General features: G+C 35.3%; 25 protein-coding genes. 20 read left to right on the top strand and 5 right to left on the bottom strand.

The genetic code is table 11. The annotated features are described in order from the left end of the window. Positions 1–251: 251 nt before the first annotated feature. The 8 genes from trkA (at position 252) to Q0410_RS07965 (ending at position 5990) form a co-directional block, all read left to right on the top strand. Positions 252–1613, top strand: coding sequence for a Trk system potassium transporter TrkA (gene trkA / locus Q0410_RS08000; RefSeq protein WP_299035400.1), 1362 nt, complete (start codon positions 252–254; stop codon positions 1611–1613). A 2-nt stretch (positions 1614–1615) separates the two neighbouring features. Then, positions 1616–3076 carry a TrkH family potassium uptake protein gene (locus tag Q0410_RS07995; RefSeq protein WP_299035397.1) on the top strand — a complete coding sequence of 487 codons (1461 nt, stop codon included), beginning with the start codon at positions 1616–1618 and terminating at the stop codon, positions 3074–3076. 178 nt (positions 3077–3254) lie between these two features. Beyond that, positions 3255–3695, top strand: coding sequence for a 50S ribosomal protein L13 (gene rplM, locus Q0410_RS07990; protein ID WP_299035394.1), 441 nt, complete (start codon positions 3255–3257; stop codon positions 3693–3695). Between the two features lie 10 nt (positions 3696–3705). Next, complete coding sequence (gene rpsI / locus Q0410_RS07985; RefSeq protein ID WP_299035392.1) at positions 3706–4098, top strand: 30S ribosomal protein S9; 393 nt, start codon at positions 3706–3708, stop codon at positions 4096–4098. 60 nt (positions 4099–4158) lie between these two features. Next, positions 4159–4782, top strand: a complete 624-nt coding sequence (locus Q0410_RS07980) for an epoxyqueuosine reductase QueH (protein ID WP_299035389.1) — start codon at positions 4159–4161, stop codon at positions 4780–4782. A 41-nt stretch (positions 4783–4823) separates the two neighbouring features. Further along, entirely contained in the window at positions 4824–5129 is a 306-nt protein-coding gene (locus Q0410_RS07975) for a hypothetical protein (RefSeq protein WP_299035386.1), read from the top strand. Beyond that, positions 5122–5598, top strand: a complete 477-nt coding sequence (locus tag Q0410_RS07970) for a ferritin (RefSeq protein ID WP_299035383.1) — start codon at positions 5122–5124, stop codon at positions 5596–5598. Before Q0410_RS07975 ends, Q0410_RS07970 begins: the two co-directional genes overlap by 8 nt. A 137-nt stretch (positions 5599–5735) precedes the next feature. Next, positions 5736–5990: a hypothetical protein gene (locus Q0410_RS07965; protein ID WP_299035380.1), complete on the top strand. Its 255-nt coding sequence runs from the start codon at positions 5736–5738 to the stop codon at positions 5988–5990. Positions 5991–6032: 42 nt separating this feature from the next. On the opposite strand, the gene Q0410_RS07960 is transcribed toward Q0410_RS07965, so the two are convergent. Further along, positions 6033–6839 (bottom strand): Cof-type HAD-IIB family hydrolase, encoded by an 807-nt coding sequence (locus Q0410_RS07960; RefSeq protein ID WP_299035377.1) that lies wholly within the window; start codon positions 6837–6839, stop codon positions 6033–6035. A gap of 8 nt (positions 6840–6847) precedes the next feature. Then, positions 6848–7084 (bottom strand): glutathione S-transferase N-terminal domain-containing protein, encoded by a 237-nt coding sequence (locus Q0410_RS07955; protein ID WP_299035374.1) that lies wholly within the window; start codon positions 7082–7084, stop codon positions 6848–6850. An 88-nt stretch (positions 7085–7172) separates the two neighbouring features. Between Q0410_RS07955 and srtB the strand changes: the two genes are divergently transcribed. Together srtB and Q0410_RS07945 are read left to right on the top strand one after the other, a co-directional pair. Continuing rightward, complete coding sequence (srtB, locus tag Q0410_RS07950; RefSeq protein ID WP_299035371.1) at positions 7173–7955, top strand: class B sortase; 783 nt, start codon at positions 7173–7175, stop codon at positions 7953–7955. Further along, a complete protein-coding gene (locus Q0410_RS07945) occupies positions 7955–8857 on the top strand; it encodes a DNA-3-methyladenine glycosylase (protein WP_299035368.1) in 903 nt (300 codons plus the stop codon). Before srtB ends, Q0410_RS07945 begins: the two co-directional genes overlap by 1 nt. 216 nt (positions 8858–9073) lie before the next feature. On the opposite strand, the gene Q0410_RS07940 is transcribed toward Q0410_RS07945, so the two are convergent. From Q0410_RS07940 to Q0410_RS07930, 3 genes are read right to left on the bottom strand one after another with little or no spacing between them, the layout of a single operon-like run. After that, a complete protein-coding gene (locus Q0410_RS07940) occupies positions 9074–10810 on the bottom strand; it encodes a phosphoenolpyruvate carboxykinase (RefSeq protein ID WP_299035365.1) in 1737 nt (578 codons plus the stop codon). A 43-nt stretch (positions 10811–10853) separates the two neighbouring features. Further along, positions 10854–11174, bottom strand: coding sequence for a branched-chain amino acid transporter permease (locus Q0410_RS07935; RefSeq protein ID WP_299035361.1), 321 nt, complete (start codon positions 11172–11174; stop codon positions 10854–10856). Continuing rightward, positions 11167–11850: an AzlC family ABC transporter permease gene (locus tag Q0410_RS07930; RefSeq protein WP_299035358.1), complete on the bottom strand. Its 684-nt coding sequence runs from the start codon at positions 11848–11850 to the stop codon at positions 11167–11169. The genes Q0410_RS07935 and Q0410_RS07930 overlap by 8 nt, the downstream gene beginning before the upstream one ends. 217 nt (positions 11851–12067) lie before the next feature. On the opposite strand from Q0410_RS07930, the gene Q0410_RS07925 reads away from it, so the two are divergent. From Q0410_RS07925 to recQ, 10 genes are all read left to right on the top strand, one after another. Continuing rightward, complete coding sequence (locus Q0410_RS07925; RefSeq protein WP_299035355.1) at positions 12068–13438, top strand: NAD(P)/FAD-dependent oxidoreductase; 1371 nt, start codon at positions 12068–12070, stop codon at positions 13436–13438. Continuing rightward, positions 13438–14259 (top strand): S9 family peptidase, encoded by an 822-nt coding sequence (locus Q0410_RS07920; RefSeq protein ID WP_299035352.1) that lies wholly within the window; start codon positions 13438–13440, stop codon positions 14257–14259. The genes Q0410_RS07925 and Q0410_RS07920 overlap by 1 nt, the downstream gene beginning before the upstream one ends. Positions 14260–14328: 69 nt before the next feature. Continuing rightward, entirely contained in the window at positions 14329–15450 is a 1122-nt protein-coding gene (locus tag Q0410_RS07915) for a class I SAM-dependent RNA methyltransferase (RefSeq protein ID WP_299035349.1), read from the top strand. Then, a complete protein-coding gene (locus Q0410_RS07910) occupies positions 15431–16876 on the top strand; it encodes a peptidoglycan binding domain-containing protein (RefSeq protein ID WP_299035346.1) in 1446 nt (481 codons plus the stop codon). Before Q0410_RS07915 ends, Q0410_RS07910 begins: the two co-directional genes overlap by 20 nt. 9 nt (positions 16877–16885) lie before the next feature. Continuing rightward, complete coding sequence (locus Q0410_RS07905) at positions 16886–17710, top strand: energy-coupling factor transporter ATPase (protein ID WP_299035343.1); 825 nt, start codon at positions 16886–16888, stop codon at positions 17708–17710. Further along, positions 17707–18564, top strand: a complete 858-nt coding sequence (locus tag Q0410_RS07900) for an energy-coupling factor transporter ATPase (RefSeq protein ID WP_299035340.1) — start codon at positions 17707–17709, stop codon at positions 18562–18564. Before Q0410_RS07905 ends, Q0410_RS07900 begins: the two co-directional genes overlap by 4 nt. After that, positions 18557–19351: an energy-coupling factor transporter transmembrane protein EcfT gene (locus Q0410_RS07895; protein ID WP_299035337.1), complete on the top strand. Its 795-nt coding sequence runs from the start codon at positions 18557–18559 to the stop codon at positions 19349–19351. Before Q0410_RS07900 ends, Q0410_RS07895 begins: the two co-directional genes overlap by 8 nt. Beyond that, positions 19348–20088, top strand: coding sequence for a tRNA pseudouridine(38-40) synthase TruA (truA, locus tag Q0410_RS07890; protein ID WP_299035334.1), 741 nt, complete (start codon positions 19348–19350; stop codon positions 20086–20088). The genes Q0410_RS07895 and truA overlap by 4 nt, the downstream gene beginning before the upstream one ends. Positions 20089–20466: 378 nt before the next feature. Further along, the gene (locus Q0410_RS07885; RefSeq protein ID WP_299035332.1) at positions 20467–21636 is read left to right on the top strand and encodes a DUF4097 family beta strand repeat-containing protein; all 1170 of its coding nucleotides are present in this window, start codon (positions 20467–20469) and stop codon (positions 21634–21636) included. Between the two features lie 34 nt (positions 21637–21670). Next, positions 21671–23095 (top strand): DNA helicase RecQ (gene recQ / locus Q0410_RS07880; protein ID WP_299035329.1); only part of this gene is annotated, 1425 nt, incomplete at its 3' end.

Raw genomic sequence — 23095 nt, 5'->3', positions numbered from 1 at the left:
TATTCGCGCCTTATAGGCGCTATGCAAACTACCAGCTAAGCTGGTAGTTTTGATTCCACTTAAGTAATTTTAGCGATTGAAACATATAGAAACAAATCTCTGCCTGATATGCAGGTGGAGATATTTAGATTTAGCTTTATGCACCAGACAACCTTATTACTTATGAAAAAAAGAAAATGAAATATATTTTAGGAAATCTGTAAATGCGGTAAAGTGTAACTATGATATTTAAAATTCCCTAAGGAGCTATAATGAAAATAATTATTTTGGGAGCCGGCAAAGTCGGCTCTTTTGTAACAAAAGACCTCTCAAATGAGGGACATGATATAATTGTAATTGATAAAGACAAGGAAGTTTTAGAAGAACTTCAGTCAACCAATGACGTGATGGGACTTGTTGGTGATGGCAGGGATGTGGAAGCACTAGTAGAAGCAGGTGTAAGTGATTGTGACCTATTTATTGCCATAAGCCAGTCAGACGATGTAAATCTCATCGCGTCTATTTTTGCTAAAAATTTGGGGGCTAAAAATATTATAATTAGGCTAAGAGAGCCTCGCTATGTAAAGCATAGGAAGTTTATAAGCGAGGTTACAGATGCTATGTCAATTGTAAACCCAGAATATATAGCAGCCAAGGACCTGCAAAGGAGTCTAAAATATTCCCATGCCCTAAATGTTGAGTCCTTCTTTAAAGATAGGGCCATTATGATGGAGCTAGTTATTGATGAGGGATCAGCCCTTGATGGCAAGAAGCTTTCAGATTTGACTTCTTATTCGGAAAACTACCACACCCTAATTGGTATTATAAATTCTGATGGTAGGGTAAATATCCCCCACGGTGATGATGTACTTAAAAGCGGGGATAAGATTTATATCATAGGGGCAAAAAAATCCGTAGATAGTTTTTACAGGCATGAACAAAAGGGATCCTATGATATAAAAAACGTCCTGGTAATAGGGGCAGGAAATATATCCAAATACCTAGTAGGCCTTTTACTTAAGAGAGGTTTTAAGGTGACTGTCGTAGAAATCGATAGAAAAAAAGCCGAAGACATAAGTGAAATGCACGAAGATGCTATTGTCATAAATGCTGACGGTACAAGCCCAGAAGTCCTAGAAGAACTAAGGTTAAATCATTATGATGCCCTTCTTGCCCTTACTGGTATAGATGAGGAAAATATATTGATTTCCCTCCTTGCCCAAAAATCAGGGCTTGAAAAAGTAATAGCCAAGGTAAATAGGACCAAGCTTTTAAAAATGACCGGTATTCTTGACAATGATACGACCTTCGCCCCAAAAATGGCAGCCAGCGATGTTATAAACAGAAGGGTAAGAAGTAAGGTAAATGCTAGAGGAGCTTCTATTTCTTCGCTATTTAGACTAGAAGATGGGGAGGTAGAGGTAATAGAATTTAAGGTTATAGACCATTCGAAAATCCTAGATACCCCTCTTAAAGACTTAAATATAAGAGAAGACAGTCTGGTTCTTGCTATAGACCATGGTGAAGTTGAGATAGAAATACCAAATGGTATGTCTACCATAAACTTAGGTGACTCCGTACTTGTAGCAACAACTAGCCATAGCTTCCAGGTCTTAGATGATATATTGGAGTAATTATGAATATTAAAGTTATAAATCATATCTTAGGCAGGCTCCTCCATGTCCTCGCCCTTTTAATGTTAGCGCCCCTACTAGTGGCCATAATTTATAAAGAAGGATTTAATGACAAAATATATTTCATCCTTCCGATATTAATAGCAGTCCTTCTAGGTGGGGTATTAATAAAATTTGGTGACGAATATGGTCATATTTACACAAGGGAAGCTCTTTTTATAACAGCAGCTTGCTGGGTGATTTTTTCTGTAATTGGAGCTATTCCCCTATATCTGACACCAACAAATTATCACACATTTCTTGATGCCTTTTTTGAAATGGCAAGTGGTTTTACAACATGCGGGGCATCTGTCGCCATTGATGTAGAACTTCTTCCTCATTCGATAATTTTTTGGAGGTCTCTATCCCACCTTATCGGAGGAATGGGAATCTTGGTATTTACTTTAGCGATTTTACCAAAATTCAACAAAGAATCATCCAACCTCCTCCAAGCAGAAATGCCAGGGCCATCCTTTGGAAAGCTTACACCAAAACTCGGGCAAACTGCAAGGATGCTCTACATTATCTATCTGGTAATGACAGCTATAACTGCAATTTTTTTACTTTTTGGAGGCATGAATCTTTTTGATTCTATAATATTTGCAATGGGAACTGCAGGCACAGGTGGTTTTGCCAACAAAGGCCTATCAGTAGGATATTATGATTCAAGATATATTGAAATGGTCTTATCAATTGCCATGGTCTTATTTGGAGTCAACTTCAATTTGTATTATTTTGCCCTCATAAGGTCAGCCAGAGAAAGCTTCAAATCTGAAGAACTATATTGGTATCTTGGAATAATTGGCCTTGCAATTGTAATTATTTTTGTAAATATAAGAACTTTTTATGGAAACACGGCCTATTCGCTAAGCCAGTCAGTTTTTACTGTCTCATCGATTATCACAACGACAGGCTATGTCTCAGCTGACTATGGAAATTGGCCGATGCTATCAAAGTGCATTTTGATTTTACTTATGTTTATAGGAGGGTCTGCAGGATCAACTGCAGGTGGTTTTAAGGTATCAAGATTTTTAATCCTATTTAAAACAACCATAAACCATATCAAAAGGGTAATAAATCCAAGAAGAGTTACTATCACAAAGATAGACGGAAAGAAAATGGATAAGGACTTAGAAGAAGCAGTAAATAAGTACTTGGTCCTATATATACTCCTATTTGTATTATTTATGGTCATAATAAGCCGTGATGTGGAAAACTTCGAATCAGCCTTCGCAGCTGTTGCGACAACCTTCAACAACGTAGGACCAGGCCTAAATGATTTTGGGCCAGTAAACTCATTTGCAGAAATGGCGCCTTTTTCAAAGTTCACCCTTACAATTGCTATGCTCTTTGGAAGGCTAGAACTATATCCAATGCTTTTATTATTTTCTCCTCATAGCTATAAAAAGAGGCTTAGAAGTTAAGAAAAAATTGACAGAAGTCTGAAAAGCAAGTATTATATATGAGTCGACTCAGACCTTCATAAGGAATCGAGACGATCGCTAATCCTGGAAGCGATATAAAAATGCCAGGACGAGTACAGCCGCAAGCTACTAGTGCGGTGTCTAAATATAGTAGCCGAATAAATTATAGGAGGATGAGATGAAACATCAAAAGACATGGACTGCGACTCCATCAAACATCGAAAGAAAATGGTATGTTGTTGATGCAGAAGGCATGGTTCTAGGTAGACTAGCTAGCCAAGTTGCAGCAATACTAAGAGGAAAGAACAAACCAACCTTTACTCCACACTTTGACACAGGAGATTATGTAATAGTAATCAACGCTGACAAGGTAGTGCTTACAGGTAACAAAGAAAACCAAAAAGAATACAAGAGATATTCTGGATATACTGGTGGTCTAAAAATTACTAAGTATAAAGATATGAAAGCTAAACATCCAGAAAGAATTGTAGAGCACGCAATCGTAGGAATGCTTCCACACAACAAACTTGGTCGCGCTATGGCAAAGAAACTTAGAGTTTATGCAGGTAGCGAACACGGTCATGAAGCACAATTCCCAGAAGCTTTGGATCTTAAGTAAGGAGTAAAATATGGCAGGAAACATAATTCAATCAACTGGTAGAAGAAAAACCTCTGTTGCAAGAGTGACAATGGTACCAGGAAGTGGAAATATAATTGTAAATGGAAAAGATTTAGATCAATACTTTGATTTTGAATCTCTTAAAATTGTAGCAAGAAGCCCACTAGCCCTAACAGAAAACCTAACAAGCTATGACATTAGAGTGAATGTTAATGGTGGTGGATACAATGGTCAAGCAGGAGCTATCAGACACGCAATCGCAAGAGCGCTTGTAGAAGCAAACCCTGACTATAGAATTGCCCTAAAGAGAGCTGGTTTCTTAACACGTGATTCACGTAAAAAAGAAAGAAAAAAGGCTGGTTTCAAAAAGGCAAGAAAATCTTCACAATTCTCAAAGAGATAATATACAAATACAGGTCGCAGGAATTTATGTTCTTGCGACTTTTTTATTCTAGAGGTTTATATGAACAAAATTAACTACAATAGAGTTATGGAAGATATTATAAAAAAACTTGATAAGGATGGAAAAAGGCCAAGGCTTTTACTCCAAGTATGTTGTGGTCCCTGCTCTACTCAGGTTATAGAAAGACTTAGAGACTATTTTGACATGGATTTATATTTTTACAATCCTATGATTTTTCCTAGAGAAGAGCTTGAAAAACGTGCGGAAAATTTAAAGTTGGTGGCTGAAAAATCTAAATTTGAGGGAGATGTTATAATTCCTATTAATGATATGAAAGATTTTGAAGAAGTAGCTCAAAAGAGAAAAGATGATAGGGAATTTGGCCGTGCTTGTTATGACTGTTATAAGCTTAGATTAGAGGAGACTGCTCGTCTTGCGAAGGAAAAATCCTACGATTATTTTACAACCAGCCTTTCAATTTCTCCCTATAAAAATAGTCAGTGGTTAAATGAAATTGGGGAAAATTTAGAAAAAGAATACGGGATTTGCTACCTTTATGCAGATTTTAAAAAGAAGGATGGCTATAAAAAATCAATCGAACTTTCTAGAGAGTATGGGATATATAGGCAAGAATACTGTGGGTGTATTTTTTCAAAAAATGAAATGGAAGAAAATAATTGTTAAGTTTTTTCAAAAATGGGTATCTTTATAAATAGGAGATGGCTATGAAAGACTTACTTTTAATCAAAAAATTAAATCCTATAAATGATATGGCAAAAGTTTTTCCATTCACCTTTCAGCTGGATGAAAAACTCACAAAGAAAGTTGCAATGGATATTTTTTGCGTATTAAAATCTAAGGGTATAGTAATCGAGGATGAATTTATGATTAAAGGTAAGAGCTTCACAGTCAAAATTTGCTCCAAAAATACAACACAAGTTATAAAGGAGATCTTAGCAAGGGACTTAGATATATACGGTGTATATATACCCTATGGTGAGATGCTAGAAAAAGGAGAAATAAATGAGTAAAGTATTAGATCAATTAAATGAACAAATGAACTTTGAGTACGAATCAGCTTACGTATATAAGGCAATGGCTGCTTATACAGATAGCCTAGACCTTGATGGTTTTACCCACTGGTTTGACGGCCAAGTTCGTGAAGAAATTGAACACGGCGAAAAAATGAAAGATTTCTTACAAGAAGTAGGTTATGATATTAGATATAAGGCAATAGCTGAACCAAAACACGACTATGAAAGCCTAGTAGAAGTATTTAAGGCTGCTCTTGACCATGAAAAAGAAGTTACAAGAAGGATTCACGAAATAGCAGAACTTGCTAAAGAAGAAGACGCTAGAGTTTATTCTTTCATCCAATGGTATATTGATGAACAAGTTGAAGAAGAAGACTCTGTAGCTAAGATTATAACAAGACTTGAAAGAATTAATGGTAACTGGGGTGGTATCTACATCCTTGATGGCCAACTTGGCAGAAGATAAGTTTACTAGATTAAGGGGGGTAACCCCCTTTTTTAATATTAAATTTTCTAATATAGAAGGGTTTATAAAAAAGTGAATATTAATATACTTGACATAAAACTTTAATAAATGTATAATATTATCAAAAGGAGTTAGATATGTTAAAATTACTTTTACTTATAGGAGCCTTAATGATTGGCTTTCCACTTATAATTATCTTTGCTAAATTAATTTTAGCTGTATTAGGAATTAGCCTAGGCCTTTTAAGCCTGCCACTTTTACTAGTTGGAGCTTTTTTAATCCTACCAATTGTGATCATATTTGGCTTATTTGCAAAACTTTTACCTATTGCCCTAGTAGGAGGACTTATATATATAGGATATAGATATATTACAAATAGAGAATATTATTAAAAAAAGACTAAACGATAAAATTTTATCGCTTAGTCTTTCTTTTTATAAATTTAGTACAAATTTTTCTATGGCTTCTCCAACAGCTCCGTGGTTGTTATCGTGGGTTGTAACATAGTCGGCGCTTTCTTTTACCTGAAGTCTGGCGTTTTTAACTGCAACAGACCTACCTGCTTCTTCAAGCATGGCTACGTCATTGTAGTTATCACCAATGGCTAGGACATTTTTCATATCTATGCCGTAGTGGTCACAAACTTTTTTTAGGGCTACTGCCTTATTTACTCCCTTGGCGTTTATCTCCATGTACATATTTGATGAATAGGAGATTTCTAGCTTGTAGTCAGTTAGTCTTGCTACATCAACTTCTTGGGCTTGGAGTTTGTTCATGTCTGAATTTTTTATTATTACCTTTAAGATTGTTTCATCTTTTAGAAAATCAATATTATCTGTTTCTAGTAAATTTATGTGCTCTTCTGCTATAATTGTACTATCACTTAAGTTTATACCGTATTTCTTATCTAGGGTGTAAAGGTAAAAAGTTAGATTGTTTTCATAGGCGTAGTTAAACACCCTTCTAGCATATTCAAAGTCTAAATTAAGGACATCTACAATTTCCTTAGTTTTTATATTCATTATAACAGCTCCGTTACAGCATATTAGATACCTATCGTCTGCTATAATTCCTGCTTGTTCTGGTATATCAAAAACTTCATAAGGGCCCCTGCCTGTTGCAAGCATAACTATTATACCCTTATCTATTGCTTTTTTGATAGCTTCTTTGTTTCTATCTGGTACTATACGTTCTTTGGTTATTATAGTTTCATCAATATCAGATGCAATTAATTTTATCATAGCTATCCTTATTTATAATTTTCTTTAAGAAACTTGATTATATCGTCTGATTCATAGAGGTACTCACCATCGTGGTAGAGGCATGGAACTTGTCTTTTGCCACCTTTTTCTATAAGTTCTAACATAGCATCTCTATCTTCATTTATGTTTACTAGTGGTATATCTATATTGTTTTCTTTCATGAAATCTTCAACTTTTTTACAAAATCTACATACTGTTCCAACATATAACTTGTAATCTTTCATAGTCACTCCTTTTTTTATAAAATACTTTTAATTAGTCTCTGTTATGGTATATTATACTAATGATAAGAAACTTTTTAAAGGCGGTACAATGAAATCGAAAATAATGACTTTTATAAGATTTGTCCTAATTTTGATTATCTTAGCCTGCATTGCTATTTTAGGCAAGAGAGGGCTTGATTATTGGACAAATATGAAAAACAATAGATACATTGAAAACCTATCTAAGGAAGCAGAAGCGGATGTAGACGGTGACATTAATAGTAAAGAAGAAGGCGGAGACAATGTAGATCCCCTAGCTAGGCTTGAGAAAGTTCACCTAAGTCTTTTAGGCAAATTAAAAGAACAAAACTCTGATGTTATAGCAGTAATAGAAATCCCTGGCACTGGTATAAAGTATCCTATTCTTCAAGGTCCTGATAATGATTTTTACCTAAGAAAAGGTTTAAATAAGGAGTATGACATAGCAGGTTCTATCTTTATGGATGTATATAATTCACCTGATGTGACAGACGATAATTCTGTAATATATGGTCACCACCTAGAGATTGATTCTATGTTTACGCCCCTTGACCAGTATAGAAAACAAGAATTTGCAGAAAAAAATAGGACTATCTATTTAACTACTGATGAGGGTCTAAGGGTTTATGAAATATTTTCAGCCTATGGAATCCCTTCAGACTATGACTATAGGACCCTGGATTTTACCTATGAGGGAGATAAGGTGCCTTATTATAATAAATTAAGGTCAAACTCTGAAGTTGATTTAGATACTAGGCCCTTTACTGAAAAAGATACAATTATTACCCTATCTACCTGCCAATATGATTATGATGACCAAAGACTTGCGATTCACGCAGTTAGGATTAGATAATGAGATATCAAACAAGTGAAAAAAGAAAATTAAATATCAAAGAAACTCCTGAGGGACTTATCTTAAGGGAGGATTCTTTCAAAGTTGACCATATTTTCGAATGTGGTCAATGTTTTAATTTTAGAAAAAACGAAGATGGATCTTACACAGCAGTTTTTTTAAGAAAAATAATAAATCTGCTTGAGTGTAAAGACTACACCCTAATCCGCAATGTAAGCCTAGATGAATTTTATGAAGTGTTTTACGATTACTTTGACCTAGGTACAGACTATAATGCTATAAAAAATACCTTGTCAGATTCAGAAATACTAAAAAAAGCAACTGACTATGGCTACGGTATTAGGATTTTAAACCAAGAATTATTTGAAACTACAATTTCTTTTATAATCTCAGCCAACAATCAAATACCTAGGATAAAAAAAGCAGTAAGGATAATCTCTGAAAGATACGGTGACTACCTGGGAGAATATATGGGAGAAGAGTATTACTCCTTTCCAAGACCGGAAGTCTTAGCCAAGGTAGACCCACTTGATTTAAGAGAATATGCCAGAGTTGGTTTTCGTGATGTAAGGATAGTTGAAACTGCTCAGGCCTTTGTGGATGGATTTTTAAATTTTGAAGATGAAAAAGACTTATCTGACAAAGACCTCCACAAAAAGCTCAAAGAACTTCCTGGTATTGGGCCAAAGGTTGCTGATTGTATCATGCTTTTTGCCTACCACAGGAGAGAGACCTTCCCTGTTGATGTTTGGATAAAAAGAGTAATGGAGACCTTATTTATCGGCAAGGAAGTTCCTAAAAAACAAGTAGATGACTACGCTAGGAAAATCTTTGGCGACCTTGCTGGCTACGCCCAGCAGTACCTATTTTATTATGGAAGAGAAAATGCTATAGGAAAATAGGAGATTAATATGAAATATAAGGAAAAACTAAAGTAAGGACTGATTTTCGGCTTTGGTTTTGGAGTATTGTTATTTTTAACAACTAGAAACTTTATGTATTTCGTAGCAGGATTTTTAATAGGCTTTGCTGTCGGCGGAAAGATAGATATAAAAAAATAAAACAAAAAGAGTTGAATCTCAAGGGAAGATTCAACTCTTTTCTTTATCCCTAAATTTTTATAGGGCTTTTATTATCTCAAAAAGCTCTTTGGCTGATTTTAGTGGCCCATCTGTTTCCATGCCGGAAACTCCTAGTTGGGTCTTTATCTGACCAACTTTTTTCTTATTTTCAAAAAGCTTAGCGAAGTAGGTGTCAATTAGCTTATCACAAGTATCTTGTTTTTGGTAAGGACCAAATGGATTTGCGAAGTAAGATTCTACAAGACCTGTTTCTGTGGTTGTGCCCTTGGCAAACCTTGCTCCCCTTTTAAAAATCTTTATAGCTTCTTTTTCGTCATCGATAATAGAAATAGAGTTCTCACCCTTTTCTAGTTTGTCGTAGTTATTTGCATAGAGGAAGAAGTCAACTTCATAGCCTTCCATGATTTGGCTGTAGTCTGCAACTGGCATGATTAATCTTGCATTTGTCTTATCTGGGTTCATAAAGATGGACCTATCTATTTGTTTAAAGGCGTAGCCTGCATCTAGGTCATCTAGCCTTACAAAGGCACCGATTTCTGTACCGTAAGCCAAAACTTTATCATCTTTTAGTCTAAAAGTACCCATATCGTCAAAGATAACGGTCATGTCTTTGATGTAGTCTTTGGCAAGGGTTCTGAAAGCTTCGATTGACTCGCTCTTACCAGCTCCAGAGTCTCCAAGGATAACTACATTGGCAGTCTTTCCGTTTTGTAAAACTACATTTACCCCTGCTCCGTGGATAGGGAGGTAGGATTTTTTCATGGAGATTATATTTGAAAGTGTTAGGCACATTTTCTTTAGATAACCAAAGTAATCTTTCTTATCTGTATAGTTTACATAGCCTATTAGAAGGCCGTTTTTATTTTCATAAAATACGTTTTGATCTTTAGAATTTTCTCCACCGAATAAATAAATGGCATCTGGCCTTTTGCTTAAGATTTCATCTTCCTCTGCAAGGTCAAATAAGTTTGAAGCTGAGATACCATGGGTTATTAGGTTTTGGTGGAAGTAGATATAAATGAGGTTATCTCCTACCTTGGCAGGGTAGCATAAAAACTCATCAGTATCTACTTTTAGACCTTCTATAGGATTTTTGAAAACTTCCTTAAAGAACCCGTCCCTCTTGTTACTTTTGGTGTAGGTTATGTAAGGAGTTTCGATCATAACCTTGGTTATAAAAGGTATTTCATTTAAATATTGAAGCTCTTCTGGATAATTTATATCAAAGTTTTTAACAATAACTGAGGCGTTGGCTCCAGCTGGTACTTGTCTAAAGACTCTAGGAGTAATTCCTGTAACAGAAAATTCTGCTTTTCTATATATATCAAGAATGAGGTCTTTGAAATTGATATTTGCTGATAGGAAATTCTCTACCTCTAGGCCTCTTTCGTAGTCGGATTGCTCGATTATTGTATATCTTTCAAGTTTTCTCCAGTAGTCGTAGATATCTTCTACTATCCTAATAAGGGCTTCTCTTTCCTTGTCTAAATCATGGTATTTGTTGATTTTTTCAGAAATCTCATCAAGGCTCATTACAGTTAAAATCTTTGTAATATCCCTTATCTCTCCTGCAAGGATTTCTATATCGCTAGCTCTGAAAAATTTTTCTAGGTAGGTATATATTCTAGTTTGATTTTCCTTATGATAGCTTACAAAAGAGCAAATTACTTCAAAAAATCCTTGGCTTTTTAGTAGGTCATCTGTGTCATTAAAAAAGGCCTTTGAAAAGTTAATCACGGCCTTATTGTTTGAAATATTTATATCTTTTTTCATATAAACCCCTTTTCTTATTCTTATTTAGTATTCTACTACAATTTTAGACAAACACTAATTGAATAAGCACCATATAGATGAAAGTTCCTACAGATATGGATAGAAAGAGTTTTTTAAATTTTGCATGGAGGATTATAGCTGATGCACTTGCTATTATTTCTGGTAAACCATAGGGATAGGCAAGGAGGTTTATGTTTCTAAGGGCAAAGACCACTAGAAGGGGCATAAGGGCAAAGGGTAGGTATTTGCCAAAGTATTTTATTAGGTCTGGAAGTTCTCTTCTTGAGAAAAAGAAAAATGGGGTAGACCTAATGAAAAAAGTTGTGAGGGTTGATGCTAATACTAAGAGTAAAATTCTAGTCATTTTTTTCCTCGATTCTTTCTCTAAGACCGTAAAGGCTTAGGACTATTAAAAGTAGGGCAGGGATCATAAAATTGTCTGGTTTAAAGATCAAAAGGGCAATTATTGAAAGCGCAAGACCTATTTTTAGTGGCTTGTGGTTTGGGGTAGAGAAGTATTGCTCTACTAATAAAACTAGGAATAAAGCTGTTAGGACAAAGTCCATACCCATGGTATTGAAACTAATTAGACCTCCAAGTAAGGCTCCTATGTAGGAAGCAAGGGCCCAAACTAAGTAGTTTATAACTCCTATAGCTAGGAAAAAGTCAGACCTATTTACATCTTCTGGGGCCTTGATTGATGTATCAAGGGCGAAGGTTTCATCTGATAGGGTTAGGATAAAAAGAAATTTGCTTCTTGAATTTTTGTATTCTTTTAATAAACTTACTCCATAAAACATCATCCTAATATTTACCGATAGGGTTAGGATAATAATTGCAATAATTGAAATATCAGTTTTAAGCAGGGGTAAGATTACAAACTGCATGCTACCAGCATACATGGTCAGCGACATAAGAGGGGCAAAAATCGGATTAAATCCAGCTTGGCTTACCATTATGCCGTAGGTTATTCCCAAAAACATATAACCAATTATAACGGGTATAGTATAAGGGAAGGCTTTTTTAAATGCTTTTTTCACAGGTTTTCCTTTCTTATGAGGATTTTGTAGGGCTTTTATTTAAATATTTGTTTATATTTTACTTAGCACTTACAAGTGATTCAATAAATTACATTTATTTTAACATATATTTTCAAAAAGTAAAGGATAGTTTGAAATTAGGCATTTAACTTGTATAATATAGCAGGTTAAATTAGAAAAACATCACAAGTTTTTATAAAATTGAAATGGAGAAATCATGAAAAATTATGATATTATAGTTGTTGGAGCAGGAGCTTCTGGAGCTTTCCTTGCTTATGAGCTTACAAAGTTAAATACAGATAAAAAGGTCCTTGTAATTGATGGAGGACGCAAGGTAGAAAATAGGACTTGCCCTATAACAGATGGCAAGGTTGAACATTGTATAGGATGTAAACCATGCAATATCATGTACGGTTTTGGTGGAGCAGGAACCCTATCAGATGGTAAATACAATATCACTACTAATTTTGGTGGAGACCTTCATCGCTATATAGGTGAAAAAAAGGCCATGGAGCTTATGGAGTATGTAGACAGTGTCCTTATGAGTTTTGATGGTGGAGATGACCTTGAGCTTTATAGCACAGATAAAAATGACCTAAAGACAAAGTGTCTTCGTTATGACCTTCACTTGCTTGATGCTAAGGTTCGTCATTTTGGTACAGATAGGAATAAAATAATCCTTCATAGGATCTATGAATATGTAAAAGATAAAATTGATTTTGAATTTTCTACTATGGTAGAAGACGTAGATTATGAAGACGGAAAATACATAGTAAAAACTGATAAGGGTGATAAATACTCATCTAATGACTTAGTCCTTGCTGCAGGTAGGTCTGGATCAAGGTGGATAGGTGATGTTTGTGATAAGTTTGGTATAAAATCAAAGAGAAATAGGGTTGATATAGGTCTTAGGATAGAAGTGCCAGCTGAGGTATTTAAGCACATAACAGATGATGTTTATGAGGCAAAAATTATGTATCAAACCAAGCAATACAATGATATAGTAAGGACTTTTTGTATGAACCCTTACGGCCATGTGGTAACAGAAAATACCAACGGCATCCTTACAGTAAATGGTCACTCCTTTACTGATCCTAAGCTTCAATCAGAAAACACAAACTTCGCCCTCTTAGTTACCAATAGGTTTACAGAACCATTTGAAGATTCTAATGAATATGGTGAATCAATAGCAAAACTATCTAATATGCTAGGTGGTGGAGTATTGATGCAAAGATTTGGGGACCTTGTTAAGGGTCGTCGTTCTTCTGATAGAAGGATGGAAAAGTGCTTCACTAAGCCAACTATGAAGGCAACTCCAGGAGACCTTTCCCTAGTTATGCCAAAAAGGCAATTAGATGACATAATAGAAATGATCTACCAATTAGATAAGATAGCCCCAGGTATGGCCAACGACGATACACTTTTATATGGAATCGAAGTTAAGTTTTATAACTCAGAGATAGAAGTTGATGATAAATTTGAATCAAACCACAAGGGACTTTACTGTATAGGAGACGGATCTGGTGCAACTCATTCCCTATCACAAGCATCAGCCTCTGGGGTTGAAGTAGCGAGGGCTTTAGCTTAATGAAATACTTTTACGAACAAATAAAAAAAGAAAATGGCATAGTAATGAGGGGTGTGGTAAACACTCCAGATGACTTTGATGAAAATAAAAAATATCCAACTGTAATAATAATTCACGGTTTTGGAGGAGATAGGAATGGTAGCATAAACTTTAGGCTAAACCATGCCAAATACCTTACAGATAGGGGCTTTGTAGCAATAAGGTTTGACTTTTCTGGCTCAGGCGAATCAGATGGAGACTTTTATGATATGACTGTAAGTCGTGAGGAGAGGGAACTTGAGCTTATAAATGATTTTGCCAAGATGAAATACTATGTTGACAATGATAAGCTCTACTGGATAGGTCACTCTCTTGGTGGGGTCTTATCAAGTCTTCTTGCCTACAAATTAAAACCTAAGGCCATGGTTCTACTTGCTCCAGCTAGTGATATGAATAATAAGGACTACCTAAAAGTCATGGCAAAAACAGTATTTGAAGGAGAAGTTAAAGAAAATAGCAAGATTGAAAATAATATGCCTTTTGAAAGTCTAGTTTCTAAGGTTAATGAAGCGGACATAGGAGGGGTAAAAATTAATATAAACTTCCTAATAGACTTTATCAAAAAAGACATATATGGCTCAGCAAAAAAATATGAAGGAAATGTTTTAATCATAAGAGGAACTGGGGATAGCCTAGTATTTATAGATTCGAATGAAAAACTTAGGGATGCCTTCAAAAACGCTAGATATTTTGAAATTGAAGGAGCTGACCACTCATTTACCAATGAGGATCAAAGGAATATCCTTTACGAAATGTCCTATAAGTTCTTAAATGAAAATTAATTGCCACGAAAGTGGCTTTTCCTTTGCAAAAAAAGATGAAAAGAGTCAAAAATCAGTTATAATATCATTATGGAAAAAATACTAATTACAACAAGCTTTGGTCTAGAAAGCCTGGTTAAGTTTCAACTTAAAGACATGGGCTATAAGGACTATAAAGTAAGTGATGGACTAGTTTGCCTAGAAGGCGACTTATCCGACCTAGCAAAATTAAATACAAACTTAAAGCATGCCGACAGGGTCTACCTAGAACTAGCGAGTTTTAAGGCTATGGATTTTGAAGAGCTTTTTGAAAATGTAAATAAAATAGCCTGGCAGGATATCCTTAATGAAGATAGCAATTTTTTGGTAAATGCAAGGACTTATAAGTCAAAATTATTTTCTCTAAGATCCATCCAATCTATTAGCGAAAAAGCTATAATAGATAAATTAAAAGCCACCTATCATAGGTCTTTTTTTGAAAAAACTGGTGAAAGGGTCAAGATAGAAGTAATGCTTGATAAAAACACAGCTAGGATATGCCTGGATACATCAGGCGAGGGTCTTCACAAAAGAGGCTACAGGGAGGGAAGCGTAAAGGCACCCCTTAGGGAAAATCTCGCAGCAGCCCTGGTAGACCTTTCTTTTTATAATCCTGATAGGTTCTTATTTGATGGATTTTGTGGCTCAGGCACAATACTTATAGAAGCTGCAAGGATTGCCCGCAACATAGCACCTGGTATTGACAGGGACTTTGATTTTACCAAGTTTAAGTTTATAGATCCAAAATACTTTAAGGATAGTAAAAAAGAAGCTATGGAAAAAATCGACTATTCTAAAAAGTTAAATATCCTAGGAGCTGATATATCCGGAAGGGCAATCACCCTTGCTAAGCAAAATGCTATAAATGCTGGGGTTGAGGAAGATATTTCCTTTATAACTAGAGATTTTGGGCAAGTTGCAATAGCCGATGATTACGGGGTCTTTATTTCAAATCCACCTTATGGGATGAGGTTATCAGAGACAGACCTAGCTGATATTTATAATAAAATAAATAGCAAATTAGCTAAGTTAGATACCTGGTCACTTTACTTTATAACAGTGGACGAAAAGTTTGATAGGAAATTTAAGAGAAAATTATCTAAGAAAAGAAAATTATACAATGGTGGTCAAAAGGTAGATTTTTACCAATATTTTGGCAAGAGACCAGACTAAGGAGGACGTCATAACCGAAGAAAGTAATAAAAGGAAGGGTAGGGGACTTACCCTAGCGCTTCTTATAATAATAGCAATTTATTTAATAGTTACAGTAATATTTAGTTTCATAGCCCTTCCAAATACCCAAGTAAATGGAAGAAATATTTCTTATGCATCAAAGGAAGAGGCTCTTAGAAAACCATCAGAACCTTTTACAATTGATATAATAGGAAGAGATGAAAGAAAAGCAAGCCTTGACCTAAAAGATTTTGACTATAGTGCAAGCATTCCAAAGTCAGCATCTATAGATCAAAATCCATTCAAGTGGCCACTTGCCTTTTTAAATATAGCAAACGATGATTTTACCTTTGACTACAATGTAAAATATGATGAAGAAAAGCTTGATAAAAACCTTAGGGGCCAAGCCCTCCTAGCCAAGATAAAGGAGCCTGTAAATGCTAGCCTTAAATATGAGGGTGGAGAATTTAAGATAATCCCAGAAGAGATGGGCAATAAAATCGACTACGGCAAACTTAACAAAAAGGTCAAGGATGCTATCTATAACCACAAAGAAGAAATTGTCCTAGAAGAGGATGACTATATAAATCCAACAGTTAAAAACAACTCTAAAGAACTTGCTAAGCTCCTAGAAGATGGGAAAACAATCGAAAATATGAAAATCGGTTTTAATTTTAATGGTTTTGACTTTAAACTTGAAGGTGAAGAGTTAATCGATATGTTCGATAACGATAAGGGTAGTTTTGAACTTAACTATGATAAACTAACAGCCTATGTAGATGATATAGCAGATCAAACTGATACCTACGGCAAAAATAGGACCTTCAATGCAACAGGCATAGGTAAGATCACTGTAAATCCAGGTGTTTACGGTTTTATCCTAGATGTGCCAGCAACAGTTGATAAGGTATATGAGCTTGTAAATACGAGAAAGTCAGGAGATATAGAACCTGTCTATGAAAGAGTAGGCTTTAGAAGAGAAGATGATGGAACTGATCTAGGTTCTACCTATGTAGAAGTAGATGTTTCCCGTCAATATATGTGGCTATATCTAGATGGGGAAGTTGCTCTAGAAACTTCTATAGTAACAGGTATGCCAAATACTACCCAGTGGGCAACCAATGTTGGTGTTGGTTCAATTCTATCAAAAACACCTAATACAACCCTAAGAGGGGATAGTTTTGATGGATCAAGATATGCAACCCCTGTTAAATACTGGATGCCAATTGGTTGGGATGGAGAAGGCTTCCACGATGCACCTTGGAGAGGTGGTTTTGGTGGAAATATTTACTACTCAAATGGTAGCCACGGTTGCTTAAATATGCCACCAGCTATGGCAGGTAAACTCTTTGAACTTGTTCCTCACGGAGCTCCAGTAGTAGTTTACGAATCAAGCACAAGTAACAGCCCAGCTATGAGCTATTAGGAAATAAAAATGATTGAGATAAAGAATGTAACCTATACCTATCCAAGTCTTAACGAGGATGGCGAGGGCAAAACTGCCCTGGATGATATATCCATAGAAATAAATAAGGGGGAATTTGTGGCTATTTTAGGCCACAATGGGTCCGGCAAATCTACTATGGGCAAACTTTTAAATGCTCAGATAAAACCAACTAAGGGAGAAATCTTAGTTGATGGTATATCAAGCTCAGATGAGGGAAGCGAGTGGGACATAAGAAAAAAATGTTCCATGGTTTTTCAAAATCCAGATAATCAAATGGTAGCAACTACAGTTGAAGAAGAAGTAGCCTTTGGACCAGAAAACTTAAGAGTAGAGCATCCCGAGCTTAGAGAAAGGGTAGATAGGGCTATAGAGCAGGTAGGTATGACAGATTTTAAACACAGAAATCCATCGAACCTATCTGGTGGCCAAAAACAAAGAGTATCTATAGCAGGGGTGATTGCTATGCTATCAGACTATATAATCTTTGATGAGCCAACAGCCATGCTAGATCCCCAAGGTAGGAAGGATGTAATAGAACTTATCAAAAGTTTGAATAAGGACTACAATAAGACAATAATTTACATCACCCATTACATGGAAGAGGCTGTCCTTGCCGATAAAATCGTAGTTTTAGATAATGGCAAAAAAGCTCTGGAAGGAAATAGCAGGGAAGTTTTCTCCCAAGTTGAGAAGATGAAAGACCTAGGTCTTGCTGTACCTCAGGTAACAGAAGTGGCCTACGGTCTTAGACAAAAAGGAATAAAATTTGACAGACTTCCCCTAACTGTTGAGGAGTTTTTAGAAAGCTTATGAAAATAGAAATAAAAGACGTTGATTATATCTACAATGAGGGCCTACCTAACGAGGTCTATGCCCTTAAGGATATAAATGTAGAAATAAATAGCAAGGAAATAATCGGCCTTATAGGACAGACTGGATCGGGTAAATCTACCCTAGTCCAGCTTTTAAATGGTCTTTTAATTCCAACAAACGGAGATGTTATAATTGACGGGGTAAATTCTAAGGAAAAGAGCAAGAGAAAGGCTGCCAGATTTAAGGTAGGACTTGTCTTTCAATACCCAGAAAATCAATTATTTGAAGAAACTATAGCCAAAGACATAGCCTTTGGTCCTAAAAATATGGGCCTAAAGGATGACGAGATAGATAAAAGGGCAAAATCTGCCATGGGAAAAGTCGGTCTAGACTACGAGACCTACAAGGATGTTTCACCCTTTGAAATCTCAGGTGGTCAACAAAGAAGGGTAGCTGTAGCAGGGATTTTATCAATGAATCCAAAGGTTTTAGTCCTTGATGAGCTGACAGCAGGCCTTGACCCAATTGGTAGGGAAGAAATTTTTAATGAACTTATGAAAATTTATAAGGCAGATGACGAACTAACAATTGTCCTTGTAAGCCACTCTATGGAAGACGTAGCTGAATACGTTGATAGGGTAATAGTTATGAATGGTGGAGAAGTTTATTCAGACAAGTCTACCTTTGATACATTTACATCTGTAGACCTTGATACCATAGGTCTTGATGTACCCCAAATAACCAAGTTTATGAGAGCCTACAAAAAGCAAAACCCGGATGTAGATGAGAAGATTTACACAGTTGACGGAGCTATAGAAGAACTTTACAAACACCTAGGAGGAGAAAATGGCTAATATAACAATAGGTCAATACCTACCTTTTGATAGTTTTATCCATAAGCTTGATCCTAGGGTAAAAATTGTAGGAGTATTTTTATATATAATTACCATATTTTTTGTAAAGGACTTTGTGACTTATATTCCCTTTGTTGCCCTTTTGGTTATAATGTTGGTAGTAGCAAAGATACCTTTTAAGGCTATCTTAAAATCGCTTAAGCCCTTGGTTTTTATAATTGTTCTTACTGGGATAATTAACTTAATTACAACACCAGGTAAGGAAATTTTTACCATATGGAAATTTTCTATTACAGAAGAAGGTGTGTATAGGACCGCCTTTACTATTTTAAGGTTGGTTTTAATCATTCTTTCAACATCAATCCTTACCTACACCACAAGTCCCATGGAGCTAACCTATGGTCTTGAAAAACTATTTACACCTCTTAAGAGATTTGGTTTTCCAGCAGGTGAGCTTGCCATGATGATTTCTATTTCCCTAAGGTTTATCCCAACTTTATTTGATGAAGCAAACAAGATAAAGATGGCCCAAATGGCAAGGGGCGCTGACTTTGAATCAGGAAATATCATAGATAGGGCAGTATCCATGATCCCACTTTTAGTTCCTTTATTTATAAATGCCCTAAAAAGATCAGGAGATCTTGCAACAGCTATGGAAGCAAGACTCTATAGGATAGGCGAAGAAAGAACAAAGCTAAATGAAATTCACATGTACAAAAAAGATTGGATTTCTATAATTGGATTTGCAATTTTCTGTCTAGTGATAATTGTTCTGTATTTTGTATGATAAAAAACGTGCTAGTAGAACTTGCCTTTGATGGCAGGGATTTTAAGGGTTACCAATATCAGATAGACCAAAGGACAGTTGAGGACGAGATAAAAAAAGCCATCCATGAGGTAACTGGTGAGGATAATAGGATAATAGCATGTGGGAGGACAGATAGAGGAGTCCACGCTAGAAGTTTTTATGTAAACTTTCTAACAGCGTCTTCTGTTAGTCCTAGGGGTTTTGCCTACCACATCCAGCCTCATTTACCGGAAGATATCCTAGCCCTATCATCAAAAAAAGTAGACCTTGGTTTTCATGCGAGGTTTTCTTGTAAGTCGAAAACTTATAAGTATATCATTAATCAAGAAAAAAATCCTCACCCAATCTATAGGTCTTATATGGAAAATATTACCTACAAATTTGATTATGATAAGCTAGGTCAGGGTCTAGAAGTTCTTAAGGGAGACCATGATTTTAGACTCTTTATGAAAGAAGATAAAAACCTTGATATCAATACCCATAGAAGGATTGATGATTGTTATTATAAAAGAGAAAAAGCTAGGCTTGAGATTTTCTTTAAGGCAGAAAGCTTTCTTCATAACCAAGTAAGGATTATGACAGGAAGCCTAACAGAACTTGCAAGGGGCAAGATAAGTCTTTCTGACTTTAAAGCTTATTTTGATCCAAAGTCTAAAGTGCGAGCAAACCCAGCCCTTAGCCCAGCTGGTCTCTATCTTTGGGAGGTAGAATATTGATAGTAATTGATTTAATAAAGGAGCTTAAGGCTCTTATAATTTTAATATTTTGTACCTTGGCTGTATTTTTTGTAAGGGATACTTACCTTACGATTCTTTTAGCTGTAATATCTGTCTTCCTTTTTGGACTTAGTTTTTATATAAGAAAAAATAATCTACTTATAAGTAAGAATATTTTTTACCTAATAATTGCAAGTGTTAATGTATTTACTTTGCTTTTTGTGATACAATATTTAATGCAAGGAGAAATATCTTCTGAACTTTTAAAAAAAGTCTTTAGTATTTTTATGGACAAGGAAGGGACTGTTTTTTATATAGAATGGCTGTTTTTCCTGACATCTGGACTTATAATTTTAGAAAAATTAGGTGGTGGCAAGAGTGGACGATAAAAAAATTAAGATTGATGAAAATTTAATCGAAGATAAGCAAAATAAAAAAGAAAATAAGACTCATAAGAAAGAAAGGCCAAGTGCCTTTAGTCGACTAGAAGAAATTAATAAAAGGAATTTAATTTTCGGTCTAATAGGGGTGGTATTAATTGGGTTGGTAATCTTTATGATATCATCAAAAAAGAACGACTCTATCCAAAATGCAGCAACAACTAGTCAAATAGACGAAAATTCCTACAACCAATCCCGCATAATGAGGGTTGACCTAAATAAGATAAAGTCAATAGATTTTGACCTGGGAACATCAGATGTTAGAATTCAAAGGTCAAATACCAACCCTTATATAGAATATACTGAGTTATTTAGGGGAGAAGAGAATGCCTATAAGCTAGATGTTAGTTTTGAGGAAGGAGTCCTCAAGCTAAAAAACAAGGTAGAGGGCAAGGAACTTTACATGAAGGATAAAATTCCTATAGTAAGGATTTTCCTCCCATCAGAAGGTGGTATCGAAGAAATTAAGGGAACAATTGGAGCTGGAGATGTAAAAATTGATGACCTTGAGGTAAAAAACTTCGATCTAAGGATAAAAAGTGGTAATATTAGCCTAAACAATGGATTTTTCCAGGGTTCTATTAAAAACGAATCTGGATCTATAAATCTAGATAAAAGTGAATTATCAAATACCAAACTTTCTACAGTAACAGGTGATATTATAGTTAAGGAATCAAAACTTGGAAACAGGCTTGATTTCACCACATCTACTGGAGATATTTTAGTAGAGTCTAAAAACACAATCGACAATTATAATATAAATGCAATCTTAGAAGTAGGAAATTTTGTTTTAGGAAATATTTCTTATAGGAATATCAAAGATGGCTACCAATCTGATAACAAGGCCAAATACAATATTGACCTTAGGACCAAGATAGGAGATATAGTCTTTAATAGAGGAGAGGGAGCTGTCCTTGAAAATGAAGAGTATCTTACAAACGACACCAAGGTCAAAAAAGGCGAGGAAAATGCCCTAGAGAGAAATGTAACTAGGACTGAAAAAGAAAACAAGAAACGTAAGGAAAAAGAAGAAAATTCTGAAGATAGTCTAGAAGATGATTCGGATGAAGATTCTCTTGAAACTACTATAGAGGAAGAAAATAATTAGGTCCTAGGACTTAATTATTTTTTTTGATAATAATATGACAGATAAAATAAGCAAAAATTTAAAAAAATATTTCGGCTTTGACTCCTTTAGAGAGGGTCAAAGAGAAATTATAGAAAATATTCTTGATGGTAGGGATGTCCTAGGGGTTTTACCAACAGGGGGTGGCAAGTCTATATGCTACCAGCTTCCAGCCCTTATGAAAGATGGGCTAACCCTTGTTATATCTCCCCTAATTAGTCTTATGAAAGATCAGGTTGACGCCCTAAGAGAAGACGGTATAAATGCAAGCTTTATAAATTCTAGCCTTGATTATGAAAGCTATATAGATACATTAAATGAGGTAAGGGATGGCAAAATAAAACTCTTATACATATCGCCAGAAAGACTAGAAAATGAGTTTTTTAGAGAATTTTTAAAAGATATAAAACTTGCCTTTGTGGCAGTTGATGAGGCTCACTGTATATCCCAGTGGGGTCACGACTTCAGGCCATCTTATAAATTAATAGCAGACTTATATGATATTCTAGGGAAAAATTTACAAATAGCAGCCTTTACAGCTACAGCTACTAAGGAAGTTAGGGATGATATTATAAAAAATCTCGCCCTTAAAGACCCTTTTGTAAAGGTAACAGGCTTTGATAGGCCAAACCTCAAATTTTTAGTAAGAAAACCCAAGGATAAGTTAAAATTTTTGAAAGACTATTTAGAAGGCCGTCAAGGTCAGTCGGGTATTATCTATGCTTCCACTAGAAATAGGGTTGATAAAATAGAAAGAAACCTAAAGGCTTTAGGTCTAAAGGTTACTAAATATCATGCAGGTCTTAGTGAAGAAGAGAGAAAAAAAGCCCAGGAAGACTTTATCTTTGATAAAAAAGACCTAGTTGTAGCTACAAATGCCTTTGGTATGGGAATAGATAAGTCAAATGTTAGCTTTGTTATCCACTATAATATGCCCAAAGATATGGAATCCTACTACCAAGAGGCAGGCCGTGCTGGTCGTGACGGTGAGGATGCTGATTGTATATTGCTTTATTCAGCCCAGGATATAATAATAAATAAGCATCTTATAAATCAAAGTATGAACCTAGCCTACAAAAGAATCCAGCTTGAAAAGCTTCAAACAATCATAAATTATGTAAATACCAGCCAGTGTTTAAGGGCCTTTATCCTTGATTATTTTGGCCAGGACTACGAGGGGGCGTGCGATTTTTGTTCAAACTGCTTAGATGATATAAAAAAAGAAGATAGGACAGTTGATGCTCAAAAAATCTTATCCGCAATTTATAGGCTTGATCAAAGGTATGGGATAGGTACAATTGTAGATTGTTTAAAGGGCTCTAAAAATAAAAATGCCAGGGAAAAAAATCTTGATAAGGTTTCTACCTACGGTCTTATGAAGGATAAAAATGCAAAGGAGATTAAGGATTTGATAGGGGTCCTAGTGGCAGATGGTTATATC

It is taken from the genome of uncultured Anaerococcus sp. (genome assembly GCF_937934665.1).
In the GTDB taxonomy this organism is placed as follows: domain Bacteria; phylum Bacillota; class Clostridia; order Tissierellales; family Peptoniphilaceae; genus Anaerococcus.
This window is presented reverse-complemented; position numbering and strand designations above follow the sequence as displayed.

What these genes read in the sequence shown, in the direction of transcription:
- trkA (WP_299035400.1), top strand. Translation starts at nt 252, where the DNA reads ATGAAAATAATTATTTTGGGAGCCGGCAAAGTCGGCTCTTTTGTAACA.
- Q0410_RS07995 (WP_299035397.1), top strand. Translation starts at nt 1,616, where the DNA reads ATGAATATTAAAGTTATAAATCATATCTTAGGCAGGCTCCTCCATGTC.
- rplM (WP_299035394.1), top strand. Translation starts at nt 3,255, where the DNA reads ATGAAACATCAAAAGACATGGACTGCGACTCCATCAAACATCGAAAGA.
- rpsI (WP_299035392.1), top strand. Translation starts at nt 3,706, where the DNA reads ATGGCAGGAAACATAATTCAATCAACTGGTAGAAGAAAAACCTCTGTT.
- Q0410_RS07980 (WP_299035389.1), top strand. Translation starts at nt 4,159, where the DNA reads ATGAACAAAATTAACTACAATAGAGTTATGGAAGATATTATAAAAAAA.
- Q0410_RS07975 (WP_299035386.1), top strand. Translation starts at nt 4,824, where the DNA reads ATGAAAGACTTACTTTTAATCAAAAAATTAAATCCTATAAATGATATG.
- Q0410_RS07970 (WP_299035383.1), top strand. Translation starts at nt 5,122, where the DNA reads ATGAGTAAAGTATTAGATCAATTAAATGAACAAATGAACTTTGAGTAC.
- Q0410_RS07965 (WP_299035380.1), top strand. Translation starts at nt 5,736, where the DNA reads ATGTTAAAATTACTTTTACTTATAGGAGCCTTAATGATTGGCTTTCCA.
- Q0410_RS07960 (WP_299035377.1), bottom strand. Translation starts at nt 6,839, where the DNA reads ATGATAAAATTAATTGCATCTGATATTGATGAAACTATAATAACCAAA.
- Q0410_RS07955 (WP_299035374.1), bottom strand. Translation starts at nt 7,084, where the DNA reads ATGAAAGATTACAAGTTATATGTTGGAACAGTATGTAGATTTTGTAAA.
- srtB (WP_299035371.1), top strand. Translation starts at nt 7,173, where the DNA reads ATGAAATCGAAAATAATGACTTTTATAAGATTTGTCCTAATTTTGATT.
- Q0410_RS07945 (WP_299035368.1), top strand. Translation starts at nt 7,955, where the DNA reads ATGAGATATCAAACAAGTGAAAAAAGAAAATTAAATATCAAAGAAACT.
- Q0410_RS07940 (WP_299035365.1), bottom strand. Translation starts at nt 10,810, where the DNA reads ATGAAAAAAGATATAAATATTTCAAACAATAAGGCCGTGATTAACTTT.
- Q0410_RS07935 (WP_299035361.1), bottom strand. Translation starts at nt 11,174, where the DNA reads ATGACTAGAATTTTACTCTTAGTATTAGCATCAACCCTCACAACTTTT.
- Q0410_RS07925 (WP_299035355.1), top strand. Translation starts at nt 12,068, where the DNA reads ATGAAAAATTATGATATTATAGTTGTTGGAGCAGGAGCTTCTGGAGCT.
- Q0410_RS07920 (WP_299035352.1), top strand. Translation starts at nt 13,438, where the DNA reads ATGAAATACTTTTACGAACAAATAAAAAAAGAAAATGGCATAGTAATG.
- Q0410_RS07915 (WP_299035349.1), top strand. Translation starts at nt 14,329, where the DNA reads ATGGAAAAAATACTAATTACAACAAGCTTTGGTCTAGAAAGCCTGGTT.
- Q0410_RS07905 (WP_299035343.1), top strand. Translation starts at nt 16,886, where the DNA reads ATGATTGAGATAAAGAATGTAACCTATACCTATCCAAGTCTTAACGAG.
- Q0410_RS07900 (WP_299035340.1), top strand. Translation starts at nt 17,707, where the DNA reads ATGAAAATAGAAATAAAAGACGTTGATTATATCTACAATGAGGGCCTA.
- Q0410_RS07895 (WP_299035337.1), top strand. Translation starts at nt 18,557, where the DNA reads ATGGCTAATATAACAATAGGTCAATACCTACCTTTTGATAGTTTTATC.
- truA (WP_299035334.1), top strand. Translation starts at nt 19,348, where the DNA reads ATGATAAAAAACGTGCTAGTAGAACTTGCCTTTGATGGCAGGGATTTT.